This window comes from Pseudonocardia sp. ICBG1293 (assembly GCF_020131355.1).
Taxonomy (GTDB): domain Bacteria; phylum Actinomycetota; class Actinomycetes; order Mycobacteriales; family Pseudonocardiaceae; genus Pseudonocardia.
This window is the reverse complement of the sequence record NZ_JAHLEL010000085.1, coordinates 233,456-257,293: the sequence shown is the minus strand read 5'-3', so window position 1 is coordinate 257,293 and position 23,838 is coordinate 233,456. Positions and strand designations below refer to the sequence as shown.

At 71.9% G+C, this 23,838-nt stretch carries 20 protein-coding genes and 2 pseudogenes; 7 read left to right on the top strand and 15 right to left on the bottom strand.

From position 1 onward, the window contains the following. Window positions 1–3: 3 nt before the first annotated feature. A complete protein-coding gene (locus tag KPF47_RS37895; RefSeq protein WP_224393137.1) occupies window positions 4–2,007 on the bottom strand; it encodes a prolyl oligopeptidase family serine peptidase in 2,004 nt (667 codons plus the stop codon). A gap of 49 nt (window positions 2,008–2,056) precedes the next feature. Here KPF47_RS37895 and KPF47_RS37890 point away from each other — a divergent pair, with 49 nt between their 5' ends. Continuing rightward, entirely contained in the window at window positions 2,057–2,965 is a 909-nt protein-coding gene (locus KPF47_RS37890; RefSeq protein ID WP_224393136.1) for a LysR family transcriptional regulator, read from the top strand. A gap of 10 nt (window positions 2,966–2,975) precedes the next feature. Here the strand turns inward: KPF47_RS37890 and KPF47_RS39635 are convergent, their stop codons facing one another. From KPF47_RS39635 to KPF47_RS37870, 5 genes and pseudogenes are all read right to left on the bottom strand, one after another. After that, entirely contained in the window at window positions 2,976–3,140 is a 165-nt protein-coding gene (locus KPF47_RS39635) for a hypothetical protein (RefSeq protein ID WP_255661861.1), read from the bottom strand. Window positions 3,141–3,243: 103 nt separating this feature from the next. Then, window positions 3,244–3,675, bottom strand: a pseudogene (locus KPF47_RS39630) (SDR family oxidoreductase); the annotation flags it as partial. Window positions 3,676–3,752: 77 nt separating this feature from the next. Then, a complete protein-coding gene (locus tag KPF47_RS37880) occupies window positions 3,753–4,580 on the bottom strand; it encodes a CoA ester lyase (RefSeq protein WP_224393135.1) in 828 nt (275 codons plus the stop codon). Between the two features lie 83 nt (window positions 4,581–4,663). After that, on the bottom strand, window positions 4,664–4,990 hold the full coding sequence (locus tag KPF47_RS37875) for a hypothetical protein (protein ID WP_224393134.1): 327 nt from the start codon (window positions 4,988–4,990) through the stop codon (window positions 4,664–4,666). Between the two features lie 68 nt (window positions 4,991–5,058). Then, on the bottom strand, window positions 5,059–5,730 hold the full coding sequence (locus KPF47_RS37870) for an alpha/beta hydrolase (RefSeq protein WP_224393133.1): 672 nt from the start codon (window positions 5,728–5,730) through the stop codon (window positions 5,059–5,061). A 68-nt stretch (window positions 5,731–5,798) separates the two neighbouring features. Between KPF47_RS37870 and KPF47_RS37865 the strand changes: the two genes are divergently transcribed. Next, the gene (locus KPF47_RS37865; protein WP_224393132.1) at window positions 5,799–6,155 is read left to right on the top strand and encodes a hypothetical protein; all 357 of its coding nucleotides are present in this window, start codon (window positions 5,799–5,801) and stop codon (window positions 6,153–6,155) included. Window positions 6,156–6,235: 80 nt separating this feature from the next. Here KPF47_RS37865 and KPF47_RS37860 read toward each other — a convergent pair whose 3' ends face one another. The 4 genes from KPF47_RS37860 to KPF47_RS37845 all read right to left on the bottom strand — a co-directional run bounded on the left by KPF47_RS37860 (window position 6,236) and on the right by KPF47_RS37845 (window position 10,866). Next, entirely contained in the window at window positions 6,236–6,997 is a 762-nt protein-coding gene (locus KPF47_RS37860; protein WP_224393131.1) for a succinate dehydrogenase/fumarate reductase iron-sulfur subunit, read from the bottom strand. After that, window positions 6,994–8,904 (bottom strand): fumarate reductase/succinate dehydrogenase flavoprotein subunit, encoded by a 1,911-nt coding sequence (locus KPF47_RS37855; RefSeq protein ID WP_224393130.1) that lies wholly within the window; start codon window positions 8,902–8,904, stop codon window positions 6,994–6,996. The genes KPF47_RS37860 and KPF47_RS37855 overlap by 4 nt, the downstream gene beginning before the upstream one ends. Before the next feature lie 8 nt (window positions 8,905–8,912). Next, window positions 8,913–9,713, bottom strand: coding sequence for a hypothetical protein (locus KPF47_RS37850; RefSeq protein ID WP_224393129.1), 801 nt, complete (start codon window positions 9,711–9,713; stop codon window positions 8,913–8,915). Between the two features lie 166 nt (window positions 9,714–9,879). Then, on the bottom strand, window positions 9,880–10,866 hold the full coding sequence (locus KPF47_RS37845; protein ID WP_224393128.1) for a LysR family transcriptional regulator: 987 nt from the start codon (window positions 10,864–10,866) through the stop codon (window positions 9,880–9,882). 145 nt (window positions 10,867–11,011) lie between these two features. On the opposite strand from KPF47_RS37845, the gene KPF47_RS37840 reads away from it, so the two are divergent. After that, window positions 11,012–11,869: an IS5 family transposase gene (locus KPF47_RS37840; protein WP_224390441.1), complete on the top strand. Its 858-nt coding sequence runs from the start codon at window positions 11,012–11,014 to the stop codon at window positions 11,867–11,869. A 211-nt stretch (window positions 11,870–12,080) separates the two neighbouring features. Further along, window positions 12,081–12,674 (top strand): plasmid pRiA4b ORF-3 family protein, encoded by a 594-nt coding sequence (locus KPF47_RS37835; protein ID WP_224386178.1) that lies wholly within the window; start codon window positions 12,081–12,083, stop codon window positions 12,672–12,674. Window positions 12,675–12,705: 31 nt separating this feature from the next. Here the strand turns inward: KPF47_RS37835 and KPF47_RS37830 are convergent, their stop codons facing one another. From KPF47_RS37830 to KPF47_RS37815, 4 genes are all read right to left on the bottom strand, one after another. Further along, complete coding sequence (locus KPF47_RS37830) at window positions 12,706–13,551, bottom strand: IS5 family transposase (protein ID WP_224386382.1); 846 nt, start codon at window positions 13,549–13,551, stop codon at window positions 12,706–12,708. A 219-nt stretch (window positions 13,552–13,770) separates the two neighbouring features. Continuing rightward, window positions 13,771–14,613 (bottom strand): IS5 family transposase, encoded by an 843-nt coding sequence (locus KPF47_RS37825; protein WP_224386276.1) that lies wholly within the window; start codon window positions 14,611–14,613, stop codon window positions 13,771–13,773. Between the two features lie 140 nt (window positions 14,614–14,753). Then, on the bottom strand, window positions 14,754–15,596 hold the full coding sequence (locus tag KPF47_RS37820; protein WP_224386276.1) for an IS5 family transposase: 843 nt from the start codon (window positions 15,594–15,596) through the stop codon (window positions 14,754–14,756). Window positions 15,597–15,709: 113 nt separating this feature from the next. Further along, window positions 15,710–17,215, bottom strand: coding sequence for an IS1634 family transposase (locus tag KPF47_RS37815; RefSeq protein ID WP_374108799.1), 1,506 nt, complete (start codon window positions 17,213–17,215; stop codon window positions 15,710–15,712). Window positions 17,216–17,309: 94 nt separating this feature from the next. Between KPF47_RS37815 and KPF47_RS37810 the strand changes: the two are divergent. The 3 genes and pseudogenes from KPF47_RS37810 to putP form a co-directional block, all read left to right on the top strand. Continuing rightward, a pseudogene (locus tag KPF47_RS37810) lies at window positions 17,310–17,862 on the top strand (transposase); the annotation flags it as partial. A gap of 128 nt (window positions 17,863–17,990) precedes the next feature. Continuing rightward, window positions 17,991–21,467, top strand: a complete 3,477-nt coding sequence (locus KPF47_RS37805; protein ID WP_224393127.1) for a bifunctional proline dehydrogenase/L-glutamate gamma-semialdehyde dehydrogenase — start codon at window positions 17,991–17,993, stop codon at window positions 21,465–21,467. A gap of 12 nt (window positions 21,468–21,479) precedes the next feature. Next, a complete protein-coding gene (putP, locus tag KPF47_RS37800; protein ID WP_224393126.1) occupies window positions 21,480–22,991 on the top strand; it encodes a sodium/proline symporter PutP in 1,512 nt (503 codons plus the stop codon). Between the two features lie 92 nt (window positions 22,992–23,083). On the opposite strand, the gene KPF47_RS37795 is transcribed toward putP, so the two are convergent. Continuing rightward, a complete protein-coding gene (locus KPF47_RS37795; protein WP_224393125.1) occupies window positions 23,084–23,833 on the bottom strand; it encodes a succinate dehydrogenase/fumarate reductase iron-sulfur subunit in 750 nt (249 codons plus the stop codon). Between the last annotated feature and the right edge of the window lie 5 nt (window positions 23,834–23,838).

Genomic DNA, 23,838 nt, shown 5'->3' with positions numbered 1-23,838 from the left:
GGCTCACAGGTTCTCGATGTCCACCGGCTCGATGCCCTCCTCCGGGGGCAGCGCGAACCCGAACACGCGGGAGTAGAACGCGAGCTCGGCATCGAGTGCACGGCGGATGTTGACGGCCTGACGGAAGCCGTGCTGCTCCCCGGCGAACAGCAGGTAGGCGACCGGCACGCCCCGCTCGCGCAGCGCCTCCACGATCATCTCGGACTGGTTCGGCGGCACGATCGCGTCCTCGTCGCCCTGCAGCACGATCAGCGGCGTGCGGAACCGCTCGACGTGGGTCAGCGGGGACCGCTCGGTGTAGACGGCCTCCGCCGCGGGCCACGGCCCGACCAGCCCGTCGAGGTAGCGGGACTCGAACTTGTGGGTGTCGCGGGCCAGCGCGGCCAGGTCGGCCACGCCGAAGTGGTCGGCGCCGGCGGAGAACGGGGTGTCCTCGCGGGCCAGCGCGGCCAGGGTGGTGAACCCGCCCGCGGAGCCGCCCCGGATCGCCATCCGGGCCGGGTCGACGCGGCCGGTGTCGGCCAGCGTGCGGGCCGCGGCGAGGCAATCGGCGACGTCGACGATCCCCCACGCGCCCTTCAGCTGCTCGCGGTAGGCGCGCCCGTAACCGGTCGACCCGCCGTAGTCGACGTCGACGACGCCGAACCCCCGGCTGGTCCAGTACTGCACGGCGACCGAGAGGACGGGCGTGGCCGAGCCGGTCGGTCCGCCGTGGATGACCACCAGCAGCGGCGGCAGCTCGCCCTCGGGGGCGTCGTGGCCACCCAGCGGCGGGTAGAACAGGGCGTAGCCGGTGCGCGGGCCGCCCGCGGCGTCGGTGGACAGGAACGTGATCGGCTCGGGCACCGACACCGTCTCCGGGTGCAGGCCGAGGTCGCGCGGGGCGCGCAGCGTCTGCACACCGGCGGCGCCGGGCTCCCCCGCACCGTCCGGGGCGGGCACGACCCGGTGCACCCCCGGCTCCGCGGTGGGCGACCCGGCGACGCAGACGACGGCGTAGGGGCCGTCGGCGCGCACCGAGCCGACCGCCGTGAACGGGGTGTCGAGCTCGATGATCCGGCCGTCGACCTCGCGCACCACCAGGGCGTCGAACCCGCGCGCGGAGCGGGCGAACACGACGCGGCCGTCCTCCAGGACGGCGTAGCGCGACCCGCCCAGCGCCCAGCCGGGCACGCCGATCTCCGCGTCGATCCGCACCAGGGTCTCGATGTCGTGACCGGGCAGCCAGCGGTAGAGGTTCCACCAGCCGGTGCGGTCGCTGAGGAAGGTCAGCGCACCGTCGGGCTGCCACTGCGGTTCGGTGACCGACTCCCCCGGGCCACCCGCGACGACGGTCTCCTCGCCGGACCCCAGGTCGCGCACGGTGAGCTCGACGTCGTCCCACGGCATCGACGGGTGGTCCCAGGACAGCCAGGCCAGGGTCGTGCCGTCCGGCGAGATCCGCGGGGCCGCGACGAAGTCCGGACCGCTGACCAGCACCTCCGGTGTCGACGGGGTCCGCGCGTCGAGCCGCACGATCTCGTTGACGACCTCGGCCGCCGGGGTCTGCTCGGCGTGGTGGTGCTCGCGGACCGCGACCAGCCAGGTGCCGTCGGGCGCGACGTCGCCGTCGGCGTAGCGGTCGCCGCGGGGCACCGCGGGCGCCGGGGTGAGCGCCACCGGCTCACCGCCCCGGTCGAGCCGGTGCAGGCGCTGGTCGGCCCACTCCACGTAGAAGACGGTTCCGGGGCTGCCGGGGTGCAGCCACCACGCGCCGCCGCCGTACTCGTGCACGGCCGAGCGCGCGTTCGCCCCGGCCGGCAGCAGGTCGGTGCGGGTGCCGTCGTCGGTGCGGCGCACCAGCTGGGTGCGGCCGCCCTCGGTGGCGCGGCCCTCGGCCCAGACCACCCCGGTGTCCTCGGTGCCGGGCGCACCGTCGGGCCGGACCTCCCCGAGCCGCACCGCGGCCGTCACCACCACTTCGGACGTGACCGGTGTCGGCCACGACCCGTACCCGGAGATCGTCACGGCGACCACGCTAGTCATCGCCGGGCCGCCGTGCCCGTAGGTTGTCGCCGTGCCGACACTGCGAGCGCTGGAATGCCTGGTGGCCGTGTTCGACCACGGCTCGGTCACCGCGGCCGCCGCCGCGCTGCACCTGTCCCAGCCCGCGCTGTCCCACCAGCTCGCCCAGCTGGAACGCGAGGTCGGCACCGCGCTGCTGGAACGGCTGCCGCGCGGGGTGCGCCCGACCGTCGCCGGCCGGGCGGTGCACGCCGACGCCGTCGCCGCGCTGGGCGCCGCGGGCCGGGTGCTGACGACCGGGCGCGCGGTCGCGGCCGGTGGTGCCGGGGTGCTGCGCGTGGCGTGCGCGGAGACGATGACCGCGGGCCTGCTCGCCCCGGTGCTGCGGGCCACCTCCGGCGCCGTCGCCCGGACCCGGGTGGAGCTGACCGAGCTGACCAGCGCCGACGAGATCGCCGCCCGGGTGGCGGACGGCGCGGCCGACGTCGGGGTGTCCCCCCGCCCCGGCCGCGGCGGCGTCGACGCCGAGGTCCTCGGCCGCGAGCCGCTGGTCGCGGTGCTCCCCCGCCGCCACCCGCTCGCCGGCGGGCCGGGTCCGGTCCCGGTCCCCGCCCTCGGTGAGGGCCCGGTGGTGCACTACGCCCCCGGCAACGGGCTGGCGGGCTGGCTCGACACCCTCGCCCCCGCCCACGGCGTCACCCTCGACGCGGTGACCCGCACCCGCAACGCGACGACCGCGGCGCGGCTCGCGGACGCCGGCCTGGGTGTCGCGGTGGTGCCGGTGACCGCGTTGCCGGCCGGGGCGCCGGGGGTGGTGCGGGCGCTGGACCCGGCGCAGGACCGGGAGGTCGTCGCGCTGACCCGGGCGGGCCGGGGCCCGGTGGTGGCGGCGTTCGTCGCCGCGCTGCGCCGGCGCGGGGTGCCGGTCCCCGCCGCCGTCGCCGCGCAGCTCGCCCCCTGAGCGGTGCCGGTCAGGCCAGCCGGCGACCACCGTCGACGTGCAGGGTCGTGCCGGTCACGAAGGGGTTGGTGAGCAGTGACCGGGCCGCGGCGGACAGCTGCGCCGGGGTGCCGGTGCGGCGCGCCGGGTTGGCCGCGGCGGTGGCGGCGAGGAAGTCGTCCTTCCCGTCGCCCAGCCGGTCCCACTGCCCGGAGTCGACGATCCCGGGCGAGAGTGCCCGGGGCCAGCTCCACGGCCAGCGCCTCGGCGAGGAACGCGACGGCGCCGTTGGTCGTCGCCATCACCGACCGTCCGGGTGCCGGTCGCCAGGCCGCGACGCCGGAGAACAGCAGGAACGACCCCCGCACCAGCGGGGCGAGGTGCTTGGCGAGCAGCAGCGGCCCGACGACCTTCGCGTCGAACGCGGTGTGGACGGCGTCGCGGTCCAGCTCGCCGACGGGCCCGTTCGCGGGCGCGGCGGCCAGCGACACGACGTGGTCCAGCGGCCCCGAGGCCGCGGCGAACGCGGCGATGCCGGCCTCGTCGGTCAGGTCGATCCTGGCGGTGGCGGCCCCGATCCGCGCGGCCACCGGGGCGAGCCGCTCCGGGTCCCGTCCGGCGAGGGTGACCCTCGCCCCCTCGGCGACGGCGTCGGCGGCGATCGCGCGGGCGATGCCCGAGCCGCCGCCGACGATCAGCAGGTCCTGTCCGGCCAGTGTGGTGATGTCCATGCCCCGTACAGCGCCGCCGGGCCGCCGCACAGTCCCGTCGCGCGATCGATGGTTCCGACCTGTGCGATAGCTGTCTCTTATGTCTTGGCCCGCCGCAGGGTCGCCCGGGCCCGGGCGAGCACCGGTGCGTCGACCATCTCGCCGCCGAACCGGAACACCCCGGGGTGCCGCTCCGCCTCGGCGAGCAGGGCGCGGGCGTGCGCGGTCTCGGCGTCACCGGGCCGGAACCCGCGGCGCACGACCTCCACCTGCGACGGGTGGATGCACACCTTCGCCGCGAACCCCGCGTCCGCCGCGTCGACGGTGTCCGCGAGCAGCCGGTCGGTGTCGGCGATGTCGGTGAGCACGGTGTCGATCGGGTCCACGCCCGCGGCGCGGGCGGCGTAGAGGATCCGGGTGCGGGCCTCGGTCAGGGCCGGGCCGTAGCCGCCGCCGGCCGCACGCCCGGTGCGCCCGCCCAGGTCGGCGAGCAGGTCCTCGCTGCCCCACATCAGGCCCGCACAGTTCGCCGCCCGGGCGATCGACGGCGCCTCCAGCACCCCGTGCGCGGTCTCGCACAACGCGATCACCGGATGCGGCGCCAGCGCTTCCACCGCTGCCGCGGACACCGCCATCGGCAGCATCAGCGTGAGGTCCGGGTGCGCGGCCAGGGCGGCGACGTCGCCGTCGTGCGCGGGGGTGCCCGGCGCGTTGACCCGCACCACGACCCGGGTGCGGTCCAGGTCGGCCAGCGCGGCGACGACGGCGCCGCGGGCGGTGGTCTTGTCGTCCGGGCCGACCGCGTCCTCCAGGTCGAGGATGACGGCGTCGGCCGCGGCGAGCGCCCTGGCGAACCGGTCGGGCCGGTTGCCGGGACAGAACAGCCACGCGGGACCGTGGTCGAGGGGCTGGGCAGCGGTGTCCACGGGTGGTTCCCTCCGGTCGGACGACGACGGTGACCCGACCAGGATCTCCGGTGCGCCGGCCCTCGGCCCACCGGGGCGGGCCGCTACCGCCGCACCGCGGCCGCCTCCCGCAGCAGGCGCACCGCGACCGGCAGCGCCCCCGGGCGCAGGACCGGCGCGAGCCCGACCACCCCGCGCAGCCCGGTCCACCAGCGGACCTGCCCGTCGGTGCGCAGGACCCCGACCGCCGGCGTGCCGCAGGCCGCGACGGCGGCCGGCAGGTTCGGGTAGATCTCGGCCAGGCGCGGCTCGCGGCAGGACCGCGCCCGCACCCGGACGGTCACGCAGCCCGGCAGCTCCTGCGCGATCCGCGAGCACGGCGCGCACGCCGCGTCGTGCACCACCACGAGCTCCCGGATCCGCGTACGCACGCCACCATCATCGCCCGCCGGCAGCATCCGCCGGCATCGCGCCGCCACCGCGCCGGCACCGCGCGCCGTCACCGCCCGAGCAGCGCCGCGGCCAGCTCCCGGGGGTGCGACAGCATCGGGTGGTGCCCGCCGGGGACCATCTCCGGGACCACGCCGCGCAGCCGCCGGGCGAGCATCGTGCGGACGAATGCGGCCGGGAACAGCTTGTCCTCGCGGCACAGCAGGTAGCGGGTCGGCACCTCCGGCCAGGCTTCCCGCGGCCACGGCTGGTCCCAGGGGGTGGCGGACTGGTCGCGCTCGTGGCGCAGCGCCTCGTTCGCGACCGTCTCGTCGACGTCGTGGTAGAAGAGCGCGACGACGTCGTCGGGGTCGCGGCCGTCACGGGCGTCCTGCTCGGCCAGGGCCGCCGCGGAGCCGGTCGCCTCGCCCCACTGCGCCGCGGACTCGCCGGGCGACGGCACCATCGCCGTCACCAGCACGAGCTCGCGGACCGCCACCCGGTCGCACACCAGCGGCGCGCTGAACCCGCCGAAGGAGTGCGCGACGACCACCAGGTCCCCGTCGGTGTCCCCGACCGCGGCCACGACCGCGTCGGCGTAGTCCTCCAGCCGGGCGGTGTCGTCGTCGCAGGGCAGCTCGACCGGCACCGGACGGTGCCCGCGGCGGGTCAGCTCCGCGGCCAGCGGCCCCAGGTACCAGGTGTCGGTCCCCGCCCCGGGGACGAGCGCGAACGTGGTCATACCGGGTACGACCGCCCCCGCGCGGCCGACTCATCGCCTACCGTCGACGGCGATCCCGAGGAGGCCCGATGAGCGACGACCCGATCCGCCCGCCCGCCGTCCCCGACCCGGCCGCGCCCGACACCCGCGTACCCGACACCGCCGTGCCCACCGACACCGGGCCCGCCCCTGCTGTGCCCGCCCCCGTCCTGCCCGGAGCTGCCGTTCCCGACCCGGTCGAACCGGTCACCGACTACACCGACGACGGCGTCCCCACGTTCTCCTACGTGCGCGACCGGATCGAGGGCCGCGCCGCGACCGCGGCCGCCGCCGAGGAGCTCGCGGGCGGCGACGCACGCGCCGCGGAGGCCCACGACGCGTTCGCCGACCGCGAGCGCAGGGCGGCGGAGCGGCTCGCCGAGATCCGCCGGTCGATGGGGGGCTGAGCCGCCCGTCGCACCCCCGGCGCGGACCCCGCACCCCGTGCGTCGGGTGCGGCGGCCGCCGCCGGGGCGCGGGGGCGCGCTCAGCTCCCGCTGCGACGGAAGATCTTGTCGCCCAGCCAGACCAGCGGGTCGTACTTGCGGTCCACCGCGCGCTCCTTGAGCGGGATGAGCGCGTTGTCGGTGATCTTGATGTGCTCGGGGCAGACCTCGGTGCAGCACTTGGTGATGTTGCAGAACCCCAGCCCGTGCTCCTCCTGGGCCTCGGCGGCGCGGTTGCCGTGCGCGTCGAGCGGGTGCATGTCCAGCTCGGCCATCCGCATCAGGTAGCGCGGCCCGGCGAACGCCTCCTTGTTCTCCTCGTGGTCCCGGACCACGTGGCAGGTGTTCTGGCACAGGTAGCACTCGATGCACTTGCGGAACTCCTGGCTCCGCTCGACGTCGACCTGCGCCATCCGGTACTCCCCCGGTGCGACGCCCTCGGGCGGGGTGAAGCTGGGGATCTCGCGGGCCTTGGTGTAGTTGAACGACACGTCGGTCACCAGGTCGCGGATCACCGGGAAGCTGCGCAGCGGCGTGACCGTGACGATCTCGTCGTCGTCGAAGGTGTTCATCCGGGTCATGCACATCAGCCGCGGCCGGCCGTTGATCTCCGCCGAGCACGAGCCGCACTTGCCCGCCTTGCAGTTCCACCGCACGGCCAGGTCGCCGGCCTCGGTGGCCTGCAGCCGGTGGATGACGTCGAGGACGACCTCGCCCTCGTTCACCTCCACCGGGTAGTCGACCAGCTCGCCCTTGGTGTCGTCGCCGCGCCAGACGCGGAAGTGGTGCAGGTGACCGCTCACTGGTTCCCCTCCGCGGAGTCCGCACGGTGACCGCCCAGCTCGTCCCCCGTGTAGTACTTCTTCAGCTCGTCCATCTCGAACAGGTCGAACAGGTCCGGCCGCATCGGGAGCTGCTCCTGGCGGGTCAGCTCCACGTCGTCCTCGCCGATGGCCCGACAGACCAGCAGCAGGTGCCGCCAGTCCGAGTCCATGACCGGGAAGTCGTCGCGGGTGTGCCCGCCCCGGGACTCCTGGCGCTCCAGTGCGGCCTTGCCGGTGCACAGCGCCACGAGCAGCATGTTGCGCAGGTCCAGGGCCAGGTGCCAGCCCGGGTTGAACCGGCGGTGCCCCTCCACCGAGACGGTGCGGGTGCGGGTGGCGATGTCCTCGAGCTTCTTGAGCGCGAGCTCCATCTCGTCGCCCTTGCGGATGATCCCGACGAGCTCGTGCATCGTCTTCTGCAGCTCCTGCTGCACCACGAACGGGTTCTCCCCGCCCGCGGTCGCGCTGGAGAACGGCAGCATCGCCCGTTCCAGCGCCGCGGTCACGTCGGCCTCGGCGACGGCCGGGCGCCCCCGGTCCGCGTGCTGTGCGGCGTGCAGCCCGGCGCGCCTGCCGAACACCAGCAGGTCCGACAGCGAGTTGCCGCCGAGCCGGTTCGAGCCGTGCATGCCGCCCGCGACCTCGCCCGCGGCGAACAGGCCGGGGACCTTCGACATCGCGGTGTCCGGCTCGACCTCCACCCCGCCCATCACGTAGTGGCAGGTCGGGCCGACCTCCATCGGCTCCTTCGTGATGTCGACGTCGGCCAGCTCCTTGAACTGGTGGTGCATCGACGGCAGCCGCTTGAGGATCTCCTCGGGCTTGAGCCGGGTGGACACGTCGAGGAACACCCCACCGTGCTCGGTGCCCCGGCCGGCCTTCACCTCGGAGTTGATGGCCCGGGCCACCTCGTCGCGGGGCAGCAGCTCGGGCGGGCGCCGGTTGTTGTCCGGGTCGGTGTACCAGCGGTCGCCCTCCTCCTCGGAGGTCGCGTACTGCTCCTTGAACACGTCCGGCACGTAGTCGAACATGAACCGGGTGCCCTCGGTGTTGCGCAGCACGCCGCCGTCGCCGCGGACGGACTCGGTGACCAGCAGGCCCCGCACCGACGGCGGCCACACCATGCCGGTCGGGTGGAACTGCAGGAACTCCATGTTGATCAGCGTCGCGCCGGCGCGCAGGGCCAGCGCGTGGCCGTCGCCGGTGTACTCCCAGGAGTTCGACGTGACCGAGTAGCTCTTCCCCACCCCGCCGGTGGCGAGCACGATCGCGGGCGCGTCGAAGCGCACGAACCGGCCGTCGCCGCGGAAGTACCCGAAGCAGCCCGAGATCGCGCCGTCGGTGGTGAACAGCTCGGTGACCGTGCACTCGTGGAACACCCGGATCCGGGACTCGGCGTCACCGGTCTCGGCCAGGTCCTCCTGCTGCAGCGAGACCACCTTCTGCTGCAGGGTCCGGATCAGCTCCAGGCCGGTGCGGTCGCCGACGTGCGCCAGCCGCGGGTAGGTGTGCCCGCCGAAGTTGCGCTGGCTGATCTTCCCGTCCTTCGTGCGGTCGAACAGCGCTCCGTAGGTCTCGAGCTCCCAGACCCGGTCCGGGGCCTCCTTGGCGTGCAGCTCGGCCATCCGCCAGTTGTTGAGGAACTTCCCGCCGCGCATCGTGTCGCGGTAGTGGACCTGCCAGTTGTCGTTCGGGTTGGCGTTGCCCATCGACGCGGCGCAGCCGCCCTCGGCCATCACCGTGTGCGCCTTGCCGAACAGCGACTTGGAGATGATCGCCGTCCGCTTGCCCTGCATCCGGGCCTCGATCGCCGCGCGGAGACCGGCACCGCCGGCCCCGATGACGACGACGTCGTAGTCGTGGCGCTCGATCTGCTCGTCGGTCATGTTCGAGTTCACCCCACGATCCGCAGGTCGGAGATCCAGCCGGCGGAGACGGCCATGACGTAGAAGTCGGTGACGGCGAGGCTCACCAGCGTCGCCCACGCGAACTGGTTGTGCCTCGTGTTCAGCTTGGAGACCTGGGTCCACAGCCTGTAGCGGACCGGGTGCTTCGAGAAGTGGTTGAGCCGCCCGCCGACGGCGCTGCGGCACGAGTGGCACGAGAGCGTGTAGCCGAACAGCAGCACCACGTTGGCGACCAGGATGATGTTGCCCAGACCCAGGCCGAACCCGCCGCCGGGCTTGGCGAAGGCCAGCACCGCGTCGTAGGCGTTGATCAGCGTGATGATCCCGGCGATGTAGAAGAAGTACCGGTGCGCGTTCTGCAGGATCAGCGGGAACCGCGTCTCGCCGGTGTAGCGCCGGTGCGGTTCGGCGACCGCGCACGCCGGCGGGGACAGCCAGAACGCCCGGTAGTAGGCCTTGCGGTAGTAGTAGCAGGTCAGCCGGAACAGCAGCAGGAACGGCAGGGAGACCGCCGCGTAGGGCAGCCACCAGACGTCGGGCAGGAACCGGCCGAAGTGCGACGCCTCCTCGACGCATCCCGTCGAGACGCACGGCGAGTAGAACGGCGTCAGGTACCCGTACTCCGGGACGAAGTAGTGGTTCTGCATGAACGCCCGCACCGTCGCGTACGCGACCCAGGCGACGAACGCCACGAAGGTGGCCAGCGGGGGAAGCCACCACCGGTCCGTGCGCAGGGTGCGCGCGGCGATGGTGGCCCGGCCGGTGGACGCGTCAGTGGTGGATGACACGTACGGGAGCTCCTGTCGTCTCGACGACGCCGAAGAGACCTGACACGACGTCGTGTCCTCGTGAACACCCGCCGCACCCTCGGGTGCGGTGGTCGCCAGAGAGTACGACGCAGATCACATGTGATCTACGTCGGGGCCGGAATGGACGGCCCGATCGAGACATGGCTCACAGCGGGCGCGGAGACACGCTCGGTGACCGACCGGCCGGGTCGGCGACGTCCGGCCGCGCCGGCGCCCCGGCGCCCCCTCCGGGCCGGTCCGGCTGCGGGGGACCGAGGGCGTCGAACGCCCGGGACAGCGCGGCGCGCACCGCACGGATCGACGGCCTGTCCCGCGTCGTCCGGCGGACCGAGGTGAACAGCTCCCGGTGCGACGGGCCGGGCAGCGCGATCGTGCGGACCCCGCTGCGGTCCCCGGTCCAGACCAGGTCGGGGAGCAGACCGGCCGCGTGCCCCGCCCGGATCAGGTGGACGTGCACGTCCAGACTCGCCGAGTCGAAACGGATGTCCGGTTCGAAGCCGGCGGCCCGGCACTGCTGCACGGCCCAGTACCGCGCCGCCGTGCCCTCCGGCTCCATGACCCACGGGAGCCCGGCCGCGCCGGCCAGGTCGGTCACGGCCGCGTCCCGCGGCACGACCAGGCGCACCGGGTCGTGCCCCAGGCTCGTCCGGTCGAGCAGATCACGGTGCTCGCGGGTGTGACCCGGGTACTGCTCGGCGACCGCGATGTCGTAGCCGCGCGCCTCCAGCTCCGCCAGCCCGGTCTCCGGAGGGACGACCGCGGCCTCCAGCCGCAGGTGCGGGGCGGTCTCCCGCAGCGCGGTCAGCGCGTGCGGGACCAACGCCCGCGCCGTGGACTCCAGGCTGGCGATGCGCACCGTCTCGGCCACCGGGAGCCCGGCCTGCAGCTCGCTGCGGACGTCCTCCTCCAGGTCGAGTACCCGGGCCGCGTGGGCCGCGACCCGCAGCCCCTCCGGGGCCAGCCGCAGCCGGCGGCCGTCCGGTTCGAGCAGCCGCACACCCACCTCGTCCTCCAGCTTCGCGAGCTGCTGCGACACGCTCGACAGGCTGTAGTCCAGGGTCCGGGCGACCGCGGTGACGGTCTCGCGCAGCCGCAGCTCGTGCAGCAGCCGGAGCCGGTGCAGATCCCACATCGGGCTACTCCCTCGTCAATAATTCGGAAGATCCGAATATTAGAGCGTCCGGCAGTAGAGGTGGCCGTGTGTCGGTGTTGGTAGAGACACGGACCTGCAAGTGATCATGGGATTGCTGATGTCCTGATGGTCGCCTGGAGGGTCCGTGCCTCTATTGCCAGAATCGCTGATCGACCCCCTCTGGGTCGAGTTCGCTGCCCTGATCGAGGCAGAGCGGCGCCCGGAGTTCGACCCGGCCCATCCGTGGGGATGTCACCGCCGCCGTATCCCCGACCGCCTGGTGTTCGAGCACGTGCTCGCGGCGTTGGTGCACGGCAGCGGCTACGAACGCATTGCCACCCCCGGCTGCTCGGACCGCACGATCCGCCGCCGTCTCGCCCAGTGGGCCGCCGCCGGCGTCGGGGAGCAGGTCCTTCGGGCCGCGCTGGCCGGCTATGACCAGATGATCGGTCTCGACCTCGACGATCTGTCTGCCGACGGAGCGATCACCAAGGCTCCCTGCGGTGGCGAGGTCGCCGGCTGTAACCCGGTCGACCGGGGCAAACAGGGCACCAAACGCTCCGTGGTCTGCGACGGTGCGGGGATCCCGCTGCACCTGATCAGCGCCCGCGCCAATGACCACGACTCGCCGTTGCTGAAACCGACCCTGATCGGGATCTACGACATGATCGGGCCGCTGCCCGAGCGACCGTGCCTGCACCTGGACCGGGGCTATGACTCAGGCAAGACCCGCGATCTGCTCGAACGACTCGGGTTCGACGCACAGATCGCCACCAAGGGCCGGCCCGCCCCGATCCAGGTCGGTAAGCGGTGGCCGGTCGAGCGCACCCATTCCTGGATGAACGGCTACGGCAAGCTGCGCCGGTTCACCGATCGCCGGAAGATCATCGTCGAGTTCTACCTCAACCTCGCCGCCGCGCTCACCGTGATCCGCCGGCTGATCAACCATGCCCGCAGCCGCTACCGCTGGACAACCCGACCCACGACCCGTCGACTCCGATAACCATCAATCGCCGGACGCTCTTAGAGGTCGTTTCAGAACGACTTGTCGAGTTTCCATTGACCCCTCGACGACAGATCAAACGGCAGGTCAGATAGCCGCTTGTCGTCTACAACAGACACGTCGACCTCGTTCTGAAATGACCTCTTAGACGTCGTTTCAGAAGTGGTGGGCCCGGTTCTGCCGGTGACGGCGGGGCTGGCAGCATCGGCTGATGGTCGCGCCTCGTGTGTCTGAGAAGACGAAGATTTTCGAGTTGGAGATCGTCCTGACCGAGGTGGTGCCGGCGGTCCGGCGTCGGGTGCAGGTGCCGGGCGAGGTCGACTTGGCGGTGTTACACGAGGTGGTGCAGTCAGTGATGGGCTGGACGAACTCTCATCTGCACGAGTTCGAGATCGTCGGGCGCCGCTACGGGATCCCAGACCCGGACTGGCCCGGACAGGATGTCGCCGACGAGACGAAAGAGAAGCTGTTTCGGCTGGTCAAGGCTGGTGACCGGTTCGGTTACGTCTACGACTTCGGTGACAACTGGGCCCACGAGATCACCGTCGAGGCGGTCGCGGCCGTCGAGCCGGGAGTGTGCTATCCGCGATGCGTCGCCGGGCAGGGGGCGTGCCCGCCCGAGGACGTCGGCGGGATCGGGGGGTATGAGGACTTCCAGGCCGTGCTCGCCGACCCTGACCATCCCGACCGCGCCGAGCGCCTGGAGTGGGCGGGCGGGCCGTTCGACCCGCACCGCTTCGACCCTGACGAGGCCGACCGGGCCTTGGAGTGGCTGGCCTGGCGGCCGCTGGCCCCGACCTCGTAGGCGAGTGCCTCAGCGAGGGCTGGGTCGACCATCACTTCGGCTTCGGCTTCGGCTTGGTGAGGCGGCGGTGGCAGATCAGGGCGCAGGCCAGCGATAACAGCGCGGTGATCGTGGATTCGGCGCGGTCGTAGCGCAGCGCGAGGCGGCGGAAGTCCAGCAGCCAGGACATGGTGCGCTCGACGACCCAGCGGACCCGCCCGAGCCGGGTGGAGTCCTCGATCCCGCGCCGGGCGATCCGCACCCCGATCCCACGCCCACTCAGGTAGCGGCGGCAGCGGGGATAGTCGTAGCCCTTGTCGGCGTGCACCTTGTCCGGCCGACGTCGCGGACGCCCCGGCTGTCCCGCCCGTTCGCGGACGCCGGGGTTGGTGTCCAGCAGCGGGGCGAGCATCCGACTGTCGTGGGCGTTCGCCCCGGTGACCAGCGCATGCAGCGGGAGCCCGCCTCGGTCGCAGAGCACGTGGTACTTGCTGCCCGCCTTCCCGCGATCGGTCGGCGAGGGCCCGGTGGCCTCGCCGCGGCGCTTGGCCCGCACGCTCACGCTGTCCACCGCCGCCCGCGACCAGTCCAGCAGGCCCTGCTGGGCGAGGCGGTCGAGCATCACCCGGTGCAGCTGGGCCCAGACCCCGGCCTGCTGCCACTGCCGTAGCCGCCGCCAGCAGGTCACTCCGGACCCACAGCCGAGCTCGGCGGGCAGCGCGTTCCAGCTGATCCCGGTCTTGAGCACGAACACGATCCCGGCCAGAGCGGCCCGATCCGGCACCCGCGGACGGCCTGTCCGTCCCCGCTTGTGCTTGCGCGGCTTGGGCAGCAGCGGCTCCACCAGCGCCCACAGCTCGTCGCTCACCAATCGCTCGACACAAGATCGCCGCGCCACGACCGGACATGATCAGCTACCAGCGCCGATCCACACAGGACCGACACGCCGACTTCTGAAACGACCTCTTAGAGGTCGTTTCAGAACGACTTGTCGAGTTTCCATTGACCCCTCGACGACAGATCAAACGGCAGGTCAGATAGCCGCTTGTCGTCTACAACAGACACGTCGACCTCGTTCTGAAATGACCTCTTAGAGGTCGCGCGGATTGGTTGGTGATCATGGACGTCGTGCAGGTCGGGCGTTCCAGCGGTGTGTGGTCCAGGCCTGCCGAATCAAGCTACGGAGTGTGACGATCGTGTCGGCGAGGTCGAAGAACGCGTCGACGACGATTTCTCGTCGTTCGTAGCAGCGCTGCAGCCGGTTGAAGCTGTTGTGCCAAGCGTTGGTCCGCTCGACGTGCCAGCGGCGGGTGGCCTGGATCGGCGCTTTCTCACCCTTGTGCGCGATCTCGCCGTGCAGGCCTCGTTCGGCCAGCGTGTCGCGGGTCTTGCCGGAGTCATAGCCGGCGTCGAGGTGCACGGTGATGTCGTCGGGCAGCGGGCCGAGAGCATCGAGGCGGTCGAGGGTGGGGCCCAGTAGCGGGGAGTCGTGCCGGTTGGCTCCGGCCAGGACTCGGCCCAGCGGGATGCCGTATCCCTCGACGAGCACCGAACGTTTCATACCCTGTTTGCGCCGGTCCACCGGCGACGGACCGGCGACCTCGCCGCCGCCGGGGGCCTTGGTGATGGCGCCATCGACGGCGATGTCGTGCAGCAGCAGACCGACGATGCGGTCGTAGGCGTCCAGGACGATCCGACGCAGCTGGGCGAAGACCCCGAGCCTGATCCACTCGTCACGACGATCGCGGATGGTGGTCGCCGAGCAGGTGCTGTCAGCGATGCCCTCATACGAGCAGCCGAACCGCAGTACCTGCAGGAGCTTGTCGAACACGATCCGATCCGCGATCCGGCGGCGATGGCAGCCCAGCGGATGGGTGGGATCGAACTCGTCTCGATGAGGCAGCAGCGCGGTGAACTGGTCCCACAACGGCTCGGTCAGCCATGATGGCAGGGTGGGCACGCGGCCTCCAGACGATCACGAAGCGTAGATAACTTCATGATCGGCAGGCCCGTACCCGCCCTCGCCCCCAGACACTCGACCGCGGCCAAGCTGTGACCAATCCGCGCGACCTCTTAGAGGTCGCGCGGATTGGTTGGTGATCATGGACGTCGTGCAGGTCGGGCGTTCCAGCGGTGTGTGGTCCAGGCCTGCCGAATCAAGCTACGGAGTGTGACGATCGTGTCGGCGAGGTCGAAGAACGCGTCGACGACGATTTCTCGTCGTTCGTAGCAGCGCTGCAGCCGGTTGAAGCTGTTGTGCCAAGCGTTGGTCCGCTCGACGTGCCAGCGGCGGGTGGCCTGGATCGGCGCTTTCTCACCCTTGTGCGCGATCTCGCCGTGCAGGCCTCGTTCGGCCAGCGTGTCGCGGGTCTTGCCGGAGTCATAGCCGGCGTCGAGGTGCACGGTGATGTCGTCGGGCAGCGGGCCGAGAGCATCGAGGCGGTCGAGGGTGGGGCCCAGTAGCGGGGAGTCGTGCCGGTTGGCTCCGGCCAGGACTCGGCCCAGCGGGATGCCGTATCCCTCGACGAGCACCGAACGTTTCATACCCTGTTTGCGCCGGTCCACCGGCGACGGACCGGCGACCTCGCCGCCGCCGGGGGCCTTGGTGATGGCGCCATCGACGGCGATGTCGTGCAGCAGCAGACCGACGATGCGGTCGTAGGCGTCCAGGACGATCCGACGCAGCTGGGCGAAGACCCCGAGCCTGATCCACTCGTCACGACGATCGCGGATGGTGGTCGCCGAGCAGGTGCTGTCAGCGATGCCCTCATACGAGCAGCCGAACCGCAGTACCTGCAGGAGCTTGTCGAACACGATCCGATCCGCGATCCGGCGGCGATGGCAGCCCAGCGGATGGGTGGGATCGAACTCGTCTCGATGAGGCAGCAGCGCGGTGAACTGGTCCCACAACGGCTCGGTCAGCCATGATGGCAGGGTGGGCACGCGGCCTCCAGACGATCACGAAGCGTAGATAACTTCATGATCGGCAGGCCCGTACCCGCCCTCGCCCCCAGACACTCGACCGCGGCCAAGCTGTGACCAATCCGCGCGACCTCTTAGTGCCCCGGCGCGGTGATGGTGGGGAGCCGGTCGAGAATGGCACGCGCGCCGCTGGTGATCTGCGGGGCGGCGGTGATCGGGTGACCGCCGACGTCGACTCGGACGGTTCGTAGTGGGCGCAGGGCTGTGACCAGCTTCTTGATGGTCACGCCTGCCGCGTCCTGGAGGTGTCGGGAGACCGCGAGGGCGGCGAAGACGACGGTGAGGTGGGCTTCGATGGCGTCGCGTTCGCGGTGGAAGATCGGTCGGGCTCGCAGGTCGGACTTGGCCATGCGGAAGCTGGCCTCGACCTGCCACAGGTCGTGGTAGGCGGCCACGACCTTGTGCCCGTCCATGGTGGACTCGGCCAGGTTGGTGACGTAGCCCTTCAACCCGGCGAGCTGGCGGGCGCGTTCGACCAGGCCCCAGTCGACCTCGGTGCCGGTGGAGGCGATGCGGACGAAGCGGTCCTTCTTCAACGGCCGGGTGCCGGCGGCGACCTTCTCCGCGCGGTCGACCATGGCGTTGATCGCCCGGTCATCGTGTTTGTGGCGGGCGAAGCGGTACTGGTAGACGACCCGCCGGCTCCGTTTCGCCTTCCCTGTCCCCATGTCGCGGCGCGACTCCAGGACCTGGCCGTCGTCGAAGGCGTTGCCGTGACGCTCGACGTGCGCGGCCAGATCGTAGGGCGCCTTGCTGATCCTCGACCCCACGATGAAGGAGAACCCGTTGTCCTCCAACGCGTTCAGGTTCGACGCGGACAGCATTCCGGCATCGGCGACGACCACCATGTCCTTCACGTCGTGCCGTTTGCGGAAGTCCTCCAGAACGGGTAGCAGAGTGGTCGTCTCGGCCTTGTTGCCCTCGAAGCAGCGGACCTCGAGCGGGAACCCGGACGGGTCGACGAGCAGCCCGACCTGGATCTGCGGGTCGACCCGGCGTTCCTTGCTCATCCCTACCTTGCGCAGCGTGTCCTCGTGCTCGACCTCGAAATGCAGCGTGGTCACGTCATAGAGCACCAGCGACGCCGCCCCCACCCGCGAGGCCACGGTGCAGGCGGCGGCCAGGACGGCCCGGTAGTCCTTGTCACTGCAGCGGCGCAGCGCCGCGGTGAAGGTGTTGCGATGCGGCGCGACCACCCCGAGTTCATCGAGGACCCCGACCGCGGCAGAGGTGCTGGTGGGCTCCACGATCCTGGCGAGCACGAGCGCCCGGAACACCTCGTCGGCGAGCTGGTCGAACCCCAACCGGCGGTAGGCATCGCACAGGACGTTCCACAGGACCTCGCTCGCCGACCCGGTCACGACCGCGCCCGCCGCGCCCCCGGTGGCAGGGGCGTCGAGGTCGAGGGCCTGCTGACCTGCATGGATGCGATCCCGCGCTGAGGCGATCAGCACTGCGAGCTCGGCGTCATCATGAGCGGAACCGACGTGGGCGACGATCCGCCGGACCCCGTGGCGCTTCTCCACGATCTGCACCGCCGTCGCCCCGGACGCCGTCTTCACCTTCCGGACGAACACCACCCGAGACTACCGATTAGTGCCCCAGATCCCGACCCCACAGCCCGCTGACCAGCAACGACACCTCACAACCCCCGACTACCTGTGCAACTCAGGTCTGGCGGTCGACGGATCGATCACCAAGGCACCAGGCGGAGGCGAGGTGGCCGGCCGCAGCCCTGTCGGCCGCGGCAAACAGGGCACGAAACGGTCCGTGGCCTGCGATGACCAGGGCATCCCGCTGCACCTGGTCGCGGCGCGAGCCAACGACCATGACTCGCCCCTGCTGGAACCGACCTTGACCGGCATCGTGACGATGATCGGCCCGCTGCCCCGCCACCGCGCCGCCCACGGTGGTGATCTGTTCCCGACCGTGCACCTGGACCGCGGCTATGACTCCGGCAAGACCCGTACTCTGCTGCACACCCTGGGCTTCACCGGCGAGATCGCGACCACGGGGGTCCCGGCTCCGATCCAGGCAGGACGACGGTGGCCCATCGAGCGCACGCACTCCTGGATGAACGGCTACGGCAAGCTGCGCCGGTTCACCGATCGCCGGAAGATCATCGTCGAGTTCTACCTCAACCTCGCCGCCGCGCTCACCGTGATCCGCCGGCGGATCAACCGTGCCCGCAGCCGCTACCCGACCCACGACCCGTCGACTCCGATAACCATCAATTGCCGGGCGCTCTTACTGTTCGAGTTTGGCCTCTTTTTCTGAAGTGTGTGGCCTGCCACTCTCGTCCGGACGTGACGGCGGGACGACCGCCGAGAGGTACGGACGCGGAGGGAACTGCTGATGAGCGTGGGAGAGCTGCCGGGGAGGGTCGTCGACGACGGGCTGGTGGAGGAGGCCATCGCACTGGTACGGCGGTGGCTCGACACCGGCCGGGGCGAGCCGGTCGACCCCTCCGCCCGCCGGCTGGCCGGGGTCCTCGGTGACCCGAACGGGCTGGCGTTCACCGTCGGCTTCGTGGACGGGGTGATCCGTCCCGAGGACCACCGGGCGGCGGCCCGGCACCTGGCGACCCTGGTCCCGATCATCCCCCGGGTCCTGCCGTGGCCGTTGCGGACCGCGATCAGGGCCGGCGCGGTCGCCGGACGGGTGGCCCCGGGCGTCGTCGTGCCGATCGCCAAGGCCTCACTGCGCCGCATGGTGCGGCACCTGATCGTGGACGCCTCCGAGCGCCGGCTCGGTCCGGCGATCCAGCGGATCCGGCGGAACCAGGAGGGCACCCGGCTCAACATCAACCTGCTGGGCGAGGCGATCCTCGGTACGCACGAGGCGGCCCGCCGGGTCGAGGGCACCCGCAGGCTCCTCACCCGCGACGACGTCGACTACGTCTCGATCAAGGTGTCCTCCACCGTCGCGCCGCACGACCCGTGGTCGTTCGACGAGGCCGTCGCCGACGCGGTCGAGGCGCTGGCCCCGCTCTACCGGCTCGCCCGCACGGCGCCGGGCGGTCCGAAGTTCCTCAACCTCGACATGGAGGAGTACAAGGACCTCGACCTGACGTTCGCGGTCTTCACCACCCTGCTGGACCGCCCCGAGTTCCTCGACCTCGAGGCCGGGATCGTCCTGCAGGCCTACCTGCCCGACGCGCTCGGCGCGATGATCCGGCTGCAGGAGTGGTCGGCGGCCCGCGTCGCCCGCGGCGGCGCCCCGGTGAAGGTCCGTGTGGTCAAGGGCGCCAACCTGCCGATGGAGCGGGTCGACGCCGAGATCCACGGCTGGCCGCAGGCCACCTGCGCGAGCAAGGAGGAGTCCGACGCCTCCTACAAGGCCGTCCTCGACTACGCGCTGCGGCCCGAGCACACCCGTGCGGTGCGGATCGGGGTCGCCGGACACAACCTGTTCGACATCGCACTGGCCTGGTTGCTGGCCCAGCGCCGCGGGTGCACCGACTCGATCGAGATCGAGATGCTGCTCGGCATGGCGACCGCCCAGGCGGCCGCGGTCCGGGCCGACGTCGGGTCCCTGCTCCTCTACACCCCGGTGGTGCACCCCGGGGAGTTCGACGTCGCCATCGCGTACCTGATCCGGCGGCTGGAGGAGGGCGCGTCCCAGGAGAACTTCATGTCCGCCGTCTTCGACATCGACAGCGACACCGCGCTGTTCGACCGTGAGCGCCGGCGGTTCCTGGCCTCGGTCGCGGCGATGCCCACCGGTGTCCCGGGGTCGAACCGGGTCCAGGACCGCACCCTGCCCGAGCCGCCCGCGCCGACCGACGGGTTCGTCAACACCCCGGACACCGACACCGCGGTGGCGGCCAACCGGGCCTGGGGCGCCGGGATCCGCGCCCGGATGCGCGACTCCCGGCTGGGCGAGCGGACCGTCACCGACACCTGGGTCACCACCCGGGCCGAGCTCGACGCGATCGTGGCCGGAGCACGCGACGCCGGTGCCGGGTGGCGCGCGCTGGGCGCCGCACGCCGGGCGGAGATCCTGCACCGCGCCGGGGACGTCCTGCAGTCCCGGCGGGCCGAGCTGCTCGAGGTGATGGGCTCGGAGTGCGGCAAGCTCCTCGACCAGGGCGACCCCGAGGTCAGCGAGGCCGTCGACTTCGCGCACTACTACGCCGAGGCCGGGCGCCGCCTGGACACGGTGCCGGGCGCCCGGTTCACCCCGGCGGGGCTGACCGTGGTGACACCGCCCTGGAACTTCCCGGTGGCGATCCCGACCGGCTCGACCCTGGCGGCGCTGGCCGCGGGCTCCCCCGTCGTCCTCAAGCCGGCGCCGGAGGCGCGGCGATGTTCCGCGGTCGTCGCCGAGGCGCTGTGGGAGGCCGGCGTGCCGCGCGAGGTCCTGCGCTTCGTCGGGCTCGACGACCACGAGCTGGGGGCGGACCTGATCGCGCACCCGGACGTGGAGCGGGTGGTCCTCACCGGGGCCTACGAGACCGCCGAGCTGTTCCGCTCGATGCGGCCCGACCTGCCGCTCATGGCCGAGACCAGCGGCAAGAACGCGATGATCGTGACGCCGAGCGCGGACCTCGACCTGGCCGCCCGCGACGTCGCGCGGTCGGCGTTCGGGCACGCCGGGCAGAAGTGCTCGGCCGCGTCCCTGGTGATCCTGGTCGGTGCGGCCGCCACGTCGCAGCGGTTCCGCGGGCAGCTCCTCGACGCCGTGACCTCGCTGCACGTCGGTGCTCCGTGGGACGCGCGGTCCCAGGTCGGCCCCCTGGTCGGCCCCGCGTCGGGGAAGCTGCTCTCCGCCCTGACCACGCTCGGGGAGGGGGAGCGCTGGGTGATCGCACCCCAGCAGCTCGACGACTCGGGCACGACCTGGCGCCCCGGCGTCCGGGAGGGGGTCCGGCCGGGATCGGAGTTCCACCTCACCGAGTACTTCGGCCCCGTGCTCGGCATCATGACCGTGGACACGCTGGACGAGGCGATCGAGCTGGTCAACCGGATCGAGTACGGCCTCACCTCCGGCCTGTACTCGCTGGACACCGACGAGATCGACACCTGGCTGCGCACCGTCGAGGCCGGCAACCTCTACGTCAACCGCGGCATCACGGGTGCGATCGTGCAGCGGCAGCCGTTCGGCGGCTGGAAGAAGTCGGCCGTCGGCACCGGCACCAAGGCGGGCGGCCCGAACTACCTGCTCGGCTTCGGCACGTGGGCGGACGACCCCGCTCCGGTCGCCGCCGACGCCCCCGCCGACGCCCTCGCCTCGCGCGTCCTGCGGGCCGCCGCCACCGCCGGCGTCCCCGACGACGAACGGGCCTGGCTGGCCGGCGCCCTGCGCTGCGACCTCGACGCCTGGGGCGAGGAGTTCGGCGTGGCCCGCGACGCCACCGGTCTCGTCTCCGAGCACAACGTGCTGCGCTATCACCCGGTCCCGGTCACCGTCCGGTACGGCGACGAGCGACCGGCCGCACTGCTGCGCGTGGTCGCCGCCGGGCTGCGCGCGGGCGCGGCGACGCGGCTCAGCACGGCCGGGCCGCTGCCCGCGCCGCTGCGCACCGCGCTGAACGGGCTGGGTGTCGCGGTCCGGCAGGAGGCCGCCGCGACCTGGCGCGACCAGCTGGTCGCGCTCGCGGCGCAGGGCGGTCGGGTGCGGCTGGTCGGCGCGGACCCGGCCGAGATCATCGGGGCCACCGGAGGCGCCCCCTCGCTCGCCGTGTTCGACGGCGAGGTCGTCTCCGCGGGCCGGGTCGAGCTGCTGACCTTCCTGCGGGAGCAGGCCGTGTCGGTCACCGCGCACCGGTTCGGCACCCCGCAGCCCTACGAGGTACCGATCGTCACGCCGACGCCGTCGTCGGCAGAGTAGAGGGGTCCGGAGATGTCCGACCAGTTCTTCCAGATCACGGCCTTGGTCGTGTACTTCGCGGCGATGATCGGGATCGGCTACTACGCCTACCGACAGACCTCCGACCACGAGGGGTACATGCTGGCGGGGCGTGGGCTGCCGCCGTGGACCGCGGCGCTGAGCGCGGGCGCCTCGGACATGTCGGGCTGGCTGATGATGGGCCTGCCCGGGGCCATCTACGCCTCCGGCCTGATCGAGGGCTGGATCGCGGTCGGTCTGACCATGGGTGCCTACCTCAACTGGCGGTTCGTCGCCCCCCGGCTCCGCTCCTACACCGAGGTGGCCCGGAACTCGATCACCATTCCCAGCTTCTTCGAGAACCGGTTGCACGACTCCTCACGGGCGCTGCGGGTCGCGTCCGGATCCATCGTCCTGGTGTTCTTCACCTTCTACGTGTCGTCGATGATGGTGGCCGGCGGGGAGTTCTTCCAGCTCGCGTTCGGCGGGTCCTACCTGCTGGGCATGGTGATCGTGACGGTGGTGACCCTCGTCTACACGATGATCGGCGGATTCCTCGGGGCGTCGCTGACCGACGTCGTGCAGGGCCTCATGATGATGATCGCGCTGCTGGTCATCCCGGTGATCGCGATCGTCGCGGTCGGCGGGCTCGGCGAGACCTCGGCGGGCATCAGCGCGGTGGATCCGGACCGGCTGTCCCTGCTGGGCGGCGCGTCGCTGTCCGCGACCACCGTCGTGGGGGTCGTCTCGGCCGCGGCCTGGGGCCTGGGGTACTTCGGCCAGCCCCACATCATCGTGCGCTTCATGGCGATGCGCGATCCCGCCTCGGCCGGGGCGGCGCGCCGCATCGGGATCAGCTGGATGGTCGCCTCGCTGCTCGGCGCCGTCGTCTGCGGCATCGTCGGCATCGCGTTCTTCCAGCAGCCGGGGAACACCCTGGACAACCCCGAGCTGGTCGTGCTCGCGATGTCACAGGCCCTGCTGAACCCGCTGGTCGTCGGGTTCGTCTTCGCCGCGGTGCTGGCGGCGATCATGAGCACGGTGTCGAGCCAGCTGATCGTCTGCTCGTCGGCCTTCGTCGAGGACCTGTACACGGTGTTCGGCAAGGACACCTCGCCGCGCAGACTGCTGGTCCTGGGCAGGCTGTGCGTGCTGGCCGTCGCCCTGATCGCCGGGGTGCTCGCGCTGAACCCGAGTGGCACGATCCTCGAGCTCGTCGCCTTCGCGTGGGCCGGCTTCGGTGCCTCGTTCGGACCGGCCGTCCTGCTGTGCCTGTTCTGGCGCAGGCTCACCGCATGGGGGGCGCTGGCCGGCATGGTCGCCGGGGCGGTCACCGTCTTCGCGTGGAGCATGGCCGGCCCGCAGGTCTTCGGCGTCACCCTCTACGAGATCATCCCGGGCTTCCTGGCCAACGTGCTGGTGTCGGTGGTCGTCAGCCGGATGACCTACGTCCCGAACGAGGAGATCGACCGCGAGTTCGACGCGGCCGTCGCCGCCGCCGGGCCTCGCCGGGTCACCGCCGGGTAGCGACCGGCCCCGGAACGACGCAGGGAGCCCTGGTCCGGTGACACCGGACCAGGGCTCCCTGCGTGGGTGCCGACGCGACGGCACCGGGCGGATCAGGCCTTCCGGCCGCCCACCGTCGCCGCGAGGTAGTCGCGGTTGAGCTGGGAGATCACGTCGAGCGGGATCTCCTTGGGGCAGGCGGTGGCGCAGGCGCCGGTGTTGGTGCAGCCGCCGAAGCCGGCGGCCTCGTGCTCCTCCACCATGCTGACGACGCGCTCGTAGCGCTCCGGCTGGCCCTGCGGGAGCTCACCGAGGTGGGTGAGCTTGGCGCCCAGGAACAGCGACGCCGACCCGTTCGGGCAGGCCGCGACGCAGGCACCGCAGCCGATGCAGTTCGCGGCGGCGAACGAGCGGTCCGCGGAGACCTTCGGCACGGCGTTGGAGTTGGCCTCCGGCGCCGACCCGGTGTTCACCGAGACGTAGCCGCCGGCCTGGATCATCTTGTCGAACGCGGCGCGGTCGACCACGAGGTCCTTGAGCACCGGGAACGAGCCCGAGCGGAACGGCTCGATGACGATCGTGTCGCCGTCGGAGTAGTGCCGCATGTGCAGCTGGCAGGTGGTGGTCGCCCGCTGCGGGCCGTGCGGCCGGCCGTCGATGACCATGCTGCAGGAGCCGCAGATGCCCTCGCGGCAGTCGTGGTCGAACGCGACCGGCTCGTCACCGGACAGGATCAGCTTCTCGTTGAGCACGTCGAGCATCTCGAGGAACGACATGTCCTCGTCGGCGTCGACGGTGTAGTTCACCAGGCGACCCTTGTCGACCGCGTCGCGCTGGCGCCAGACCTTCAGGTTGAGCTTCACGGGGT

What these genes read in the sequence shown, in the direction of transcription:
- KPF47_RS37870 (WP_224393133.1), bottom strand. Translation starts at nt 5,730, where the DNA reads ATGACCACGTTCGCGCTCGTCCCCGGGGCGGGGACCGACACCTGGTAC.
- KPF47_RS37865 (WP_224393132.1), top strand. Translation starts at nt 5,799, where the DNA reads ATGAGCGACGACCCGATCCGCCCGCCCGCCGTCCCCGACCCGGCCGCG.
- KPF47_RS37855 (WP_224393130.1), bottom strand. Translation starts at nt 8,904, where the DNA reads ATGACCGACGAGCAGATCGAGCGCCACGACTACGACGTCGTCGTCATC.
- KPF47_RS37845 (WP_224393128.1), bottom strand. Translation starts at nt 10,866, where the DNA reads ATGTGGGATCTGCACCGGCTCCGGCTGCTGCACGAGCTGCGGCTGCGC.
- KPF47_RS37835 (WP_224386178.1), top strand. Translation starts at nt 12,081, where the DNA reads ATGGTCGCGCCTCGTGTGTCTGAGAAGACGAAGATTTTCGAGTTGGAG.
- KPF47_RS37805 (WP_224393127.1), top strand. Translation starts at nt 17,991, where the DNA reads ATGAGCGTGGGAGAGCTGCCGGGGAGGGTCGTCGACGACGGGCTGGTG.
- putP (WP_224393126.1), top strand. Translation starts at nt 21,480, where the DNA reads ATGTCCGACCAGTTCTTCCAGATCACGGCCTTGGTCGTGTACTTCGCG.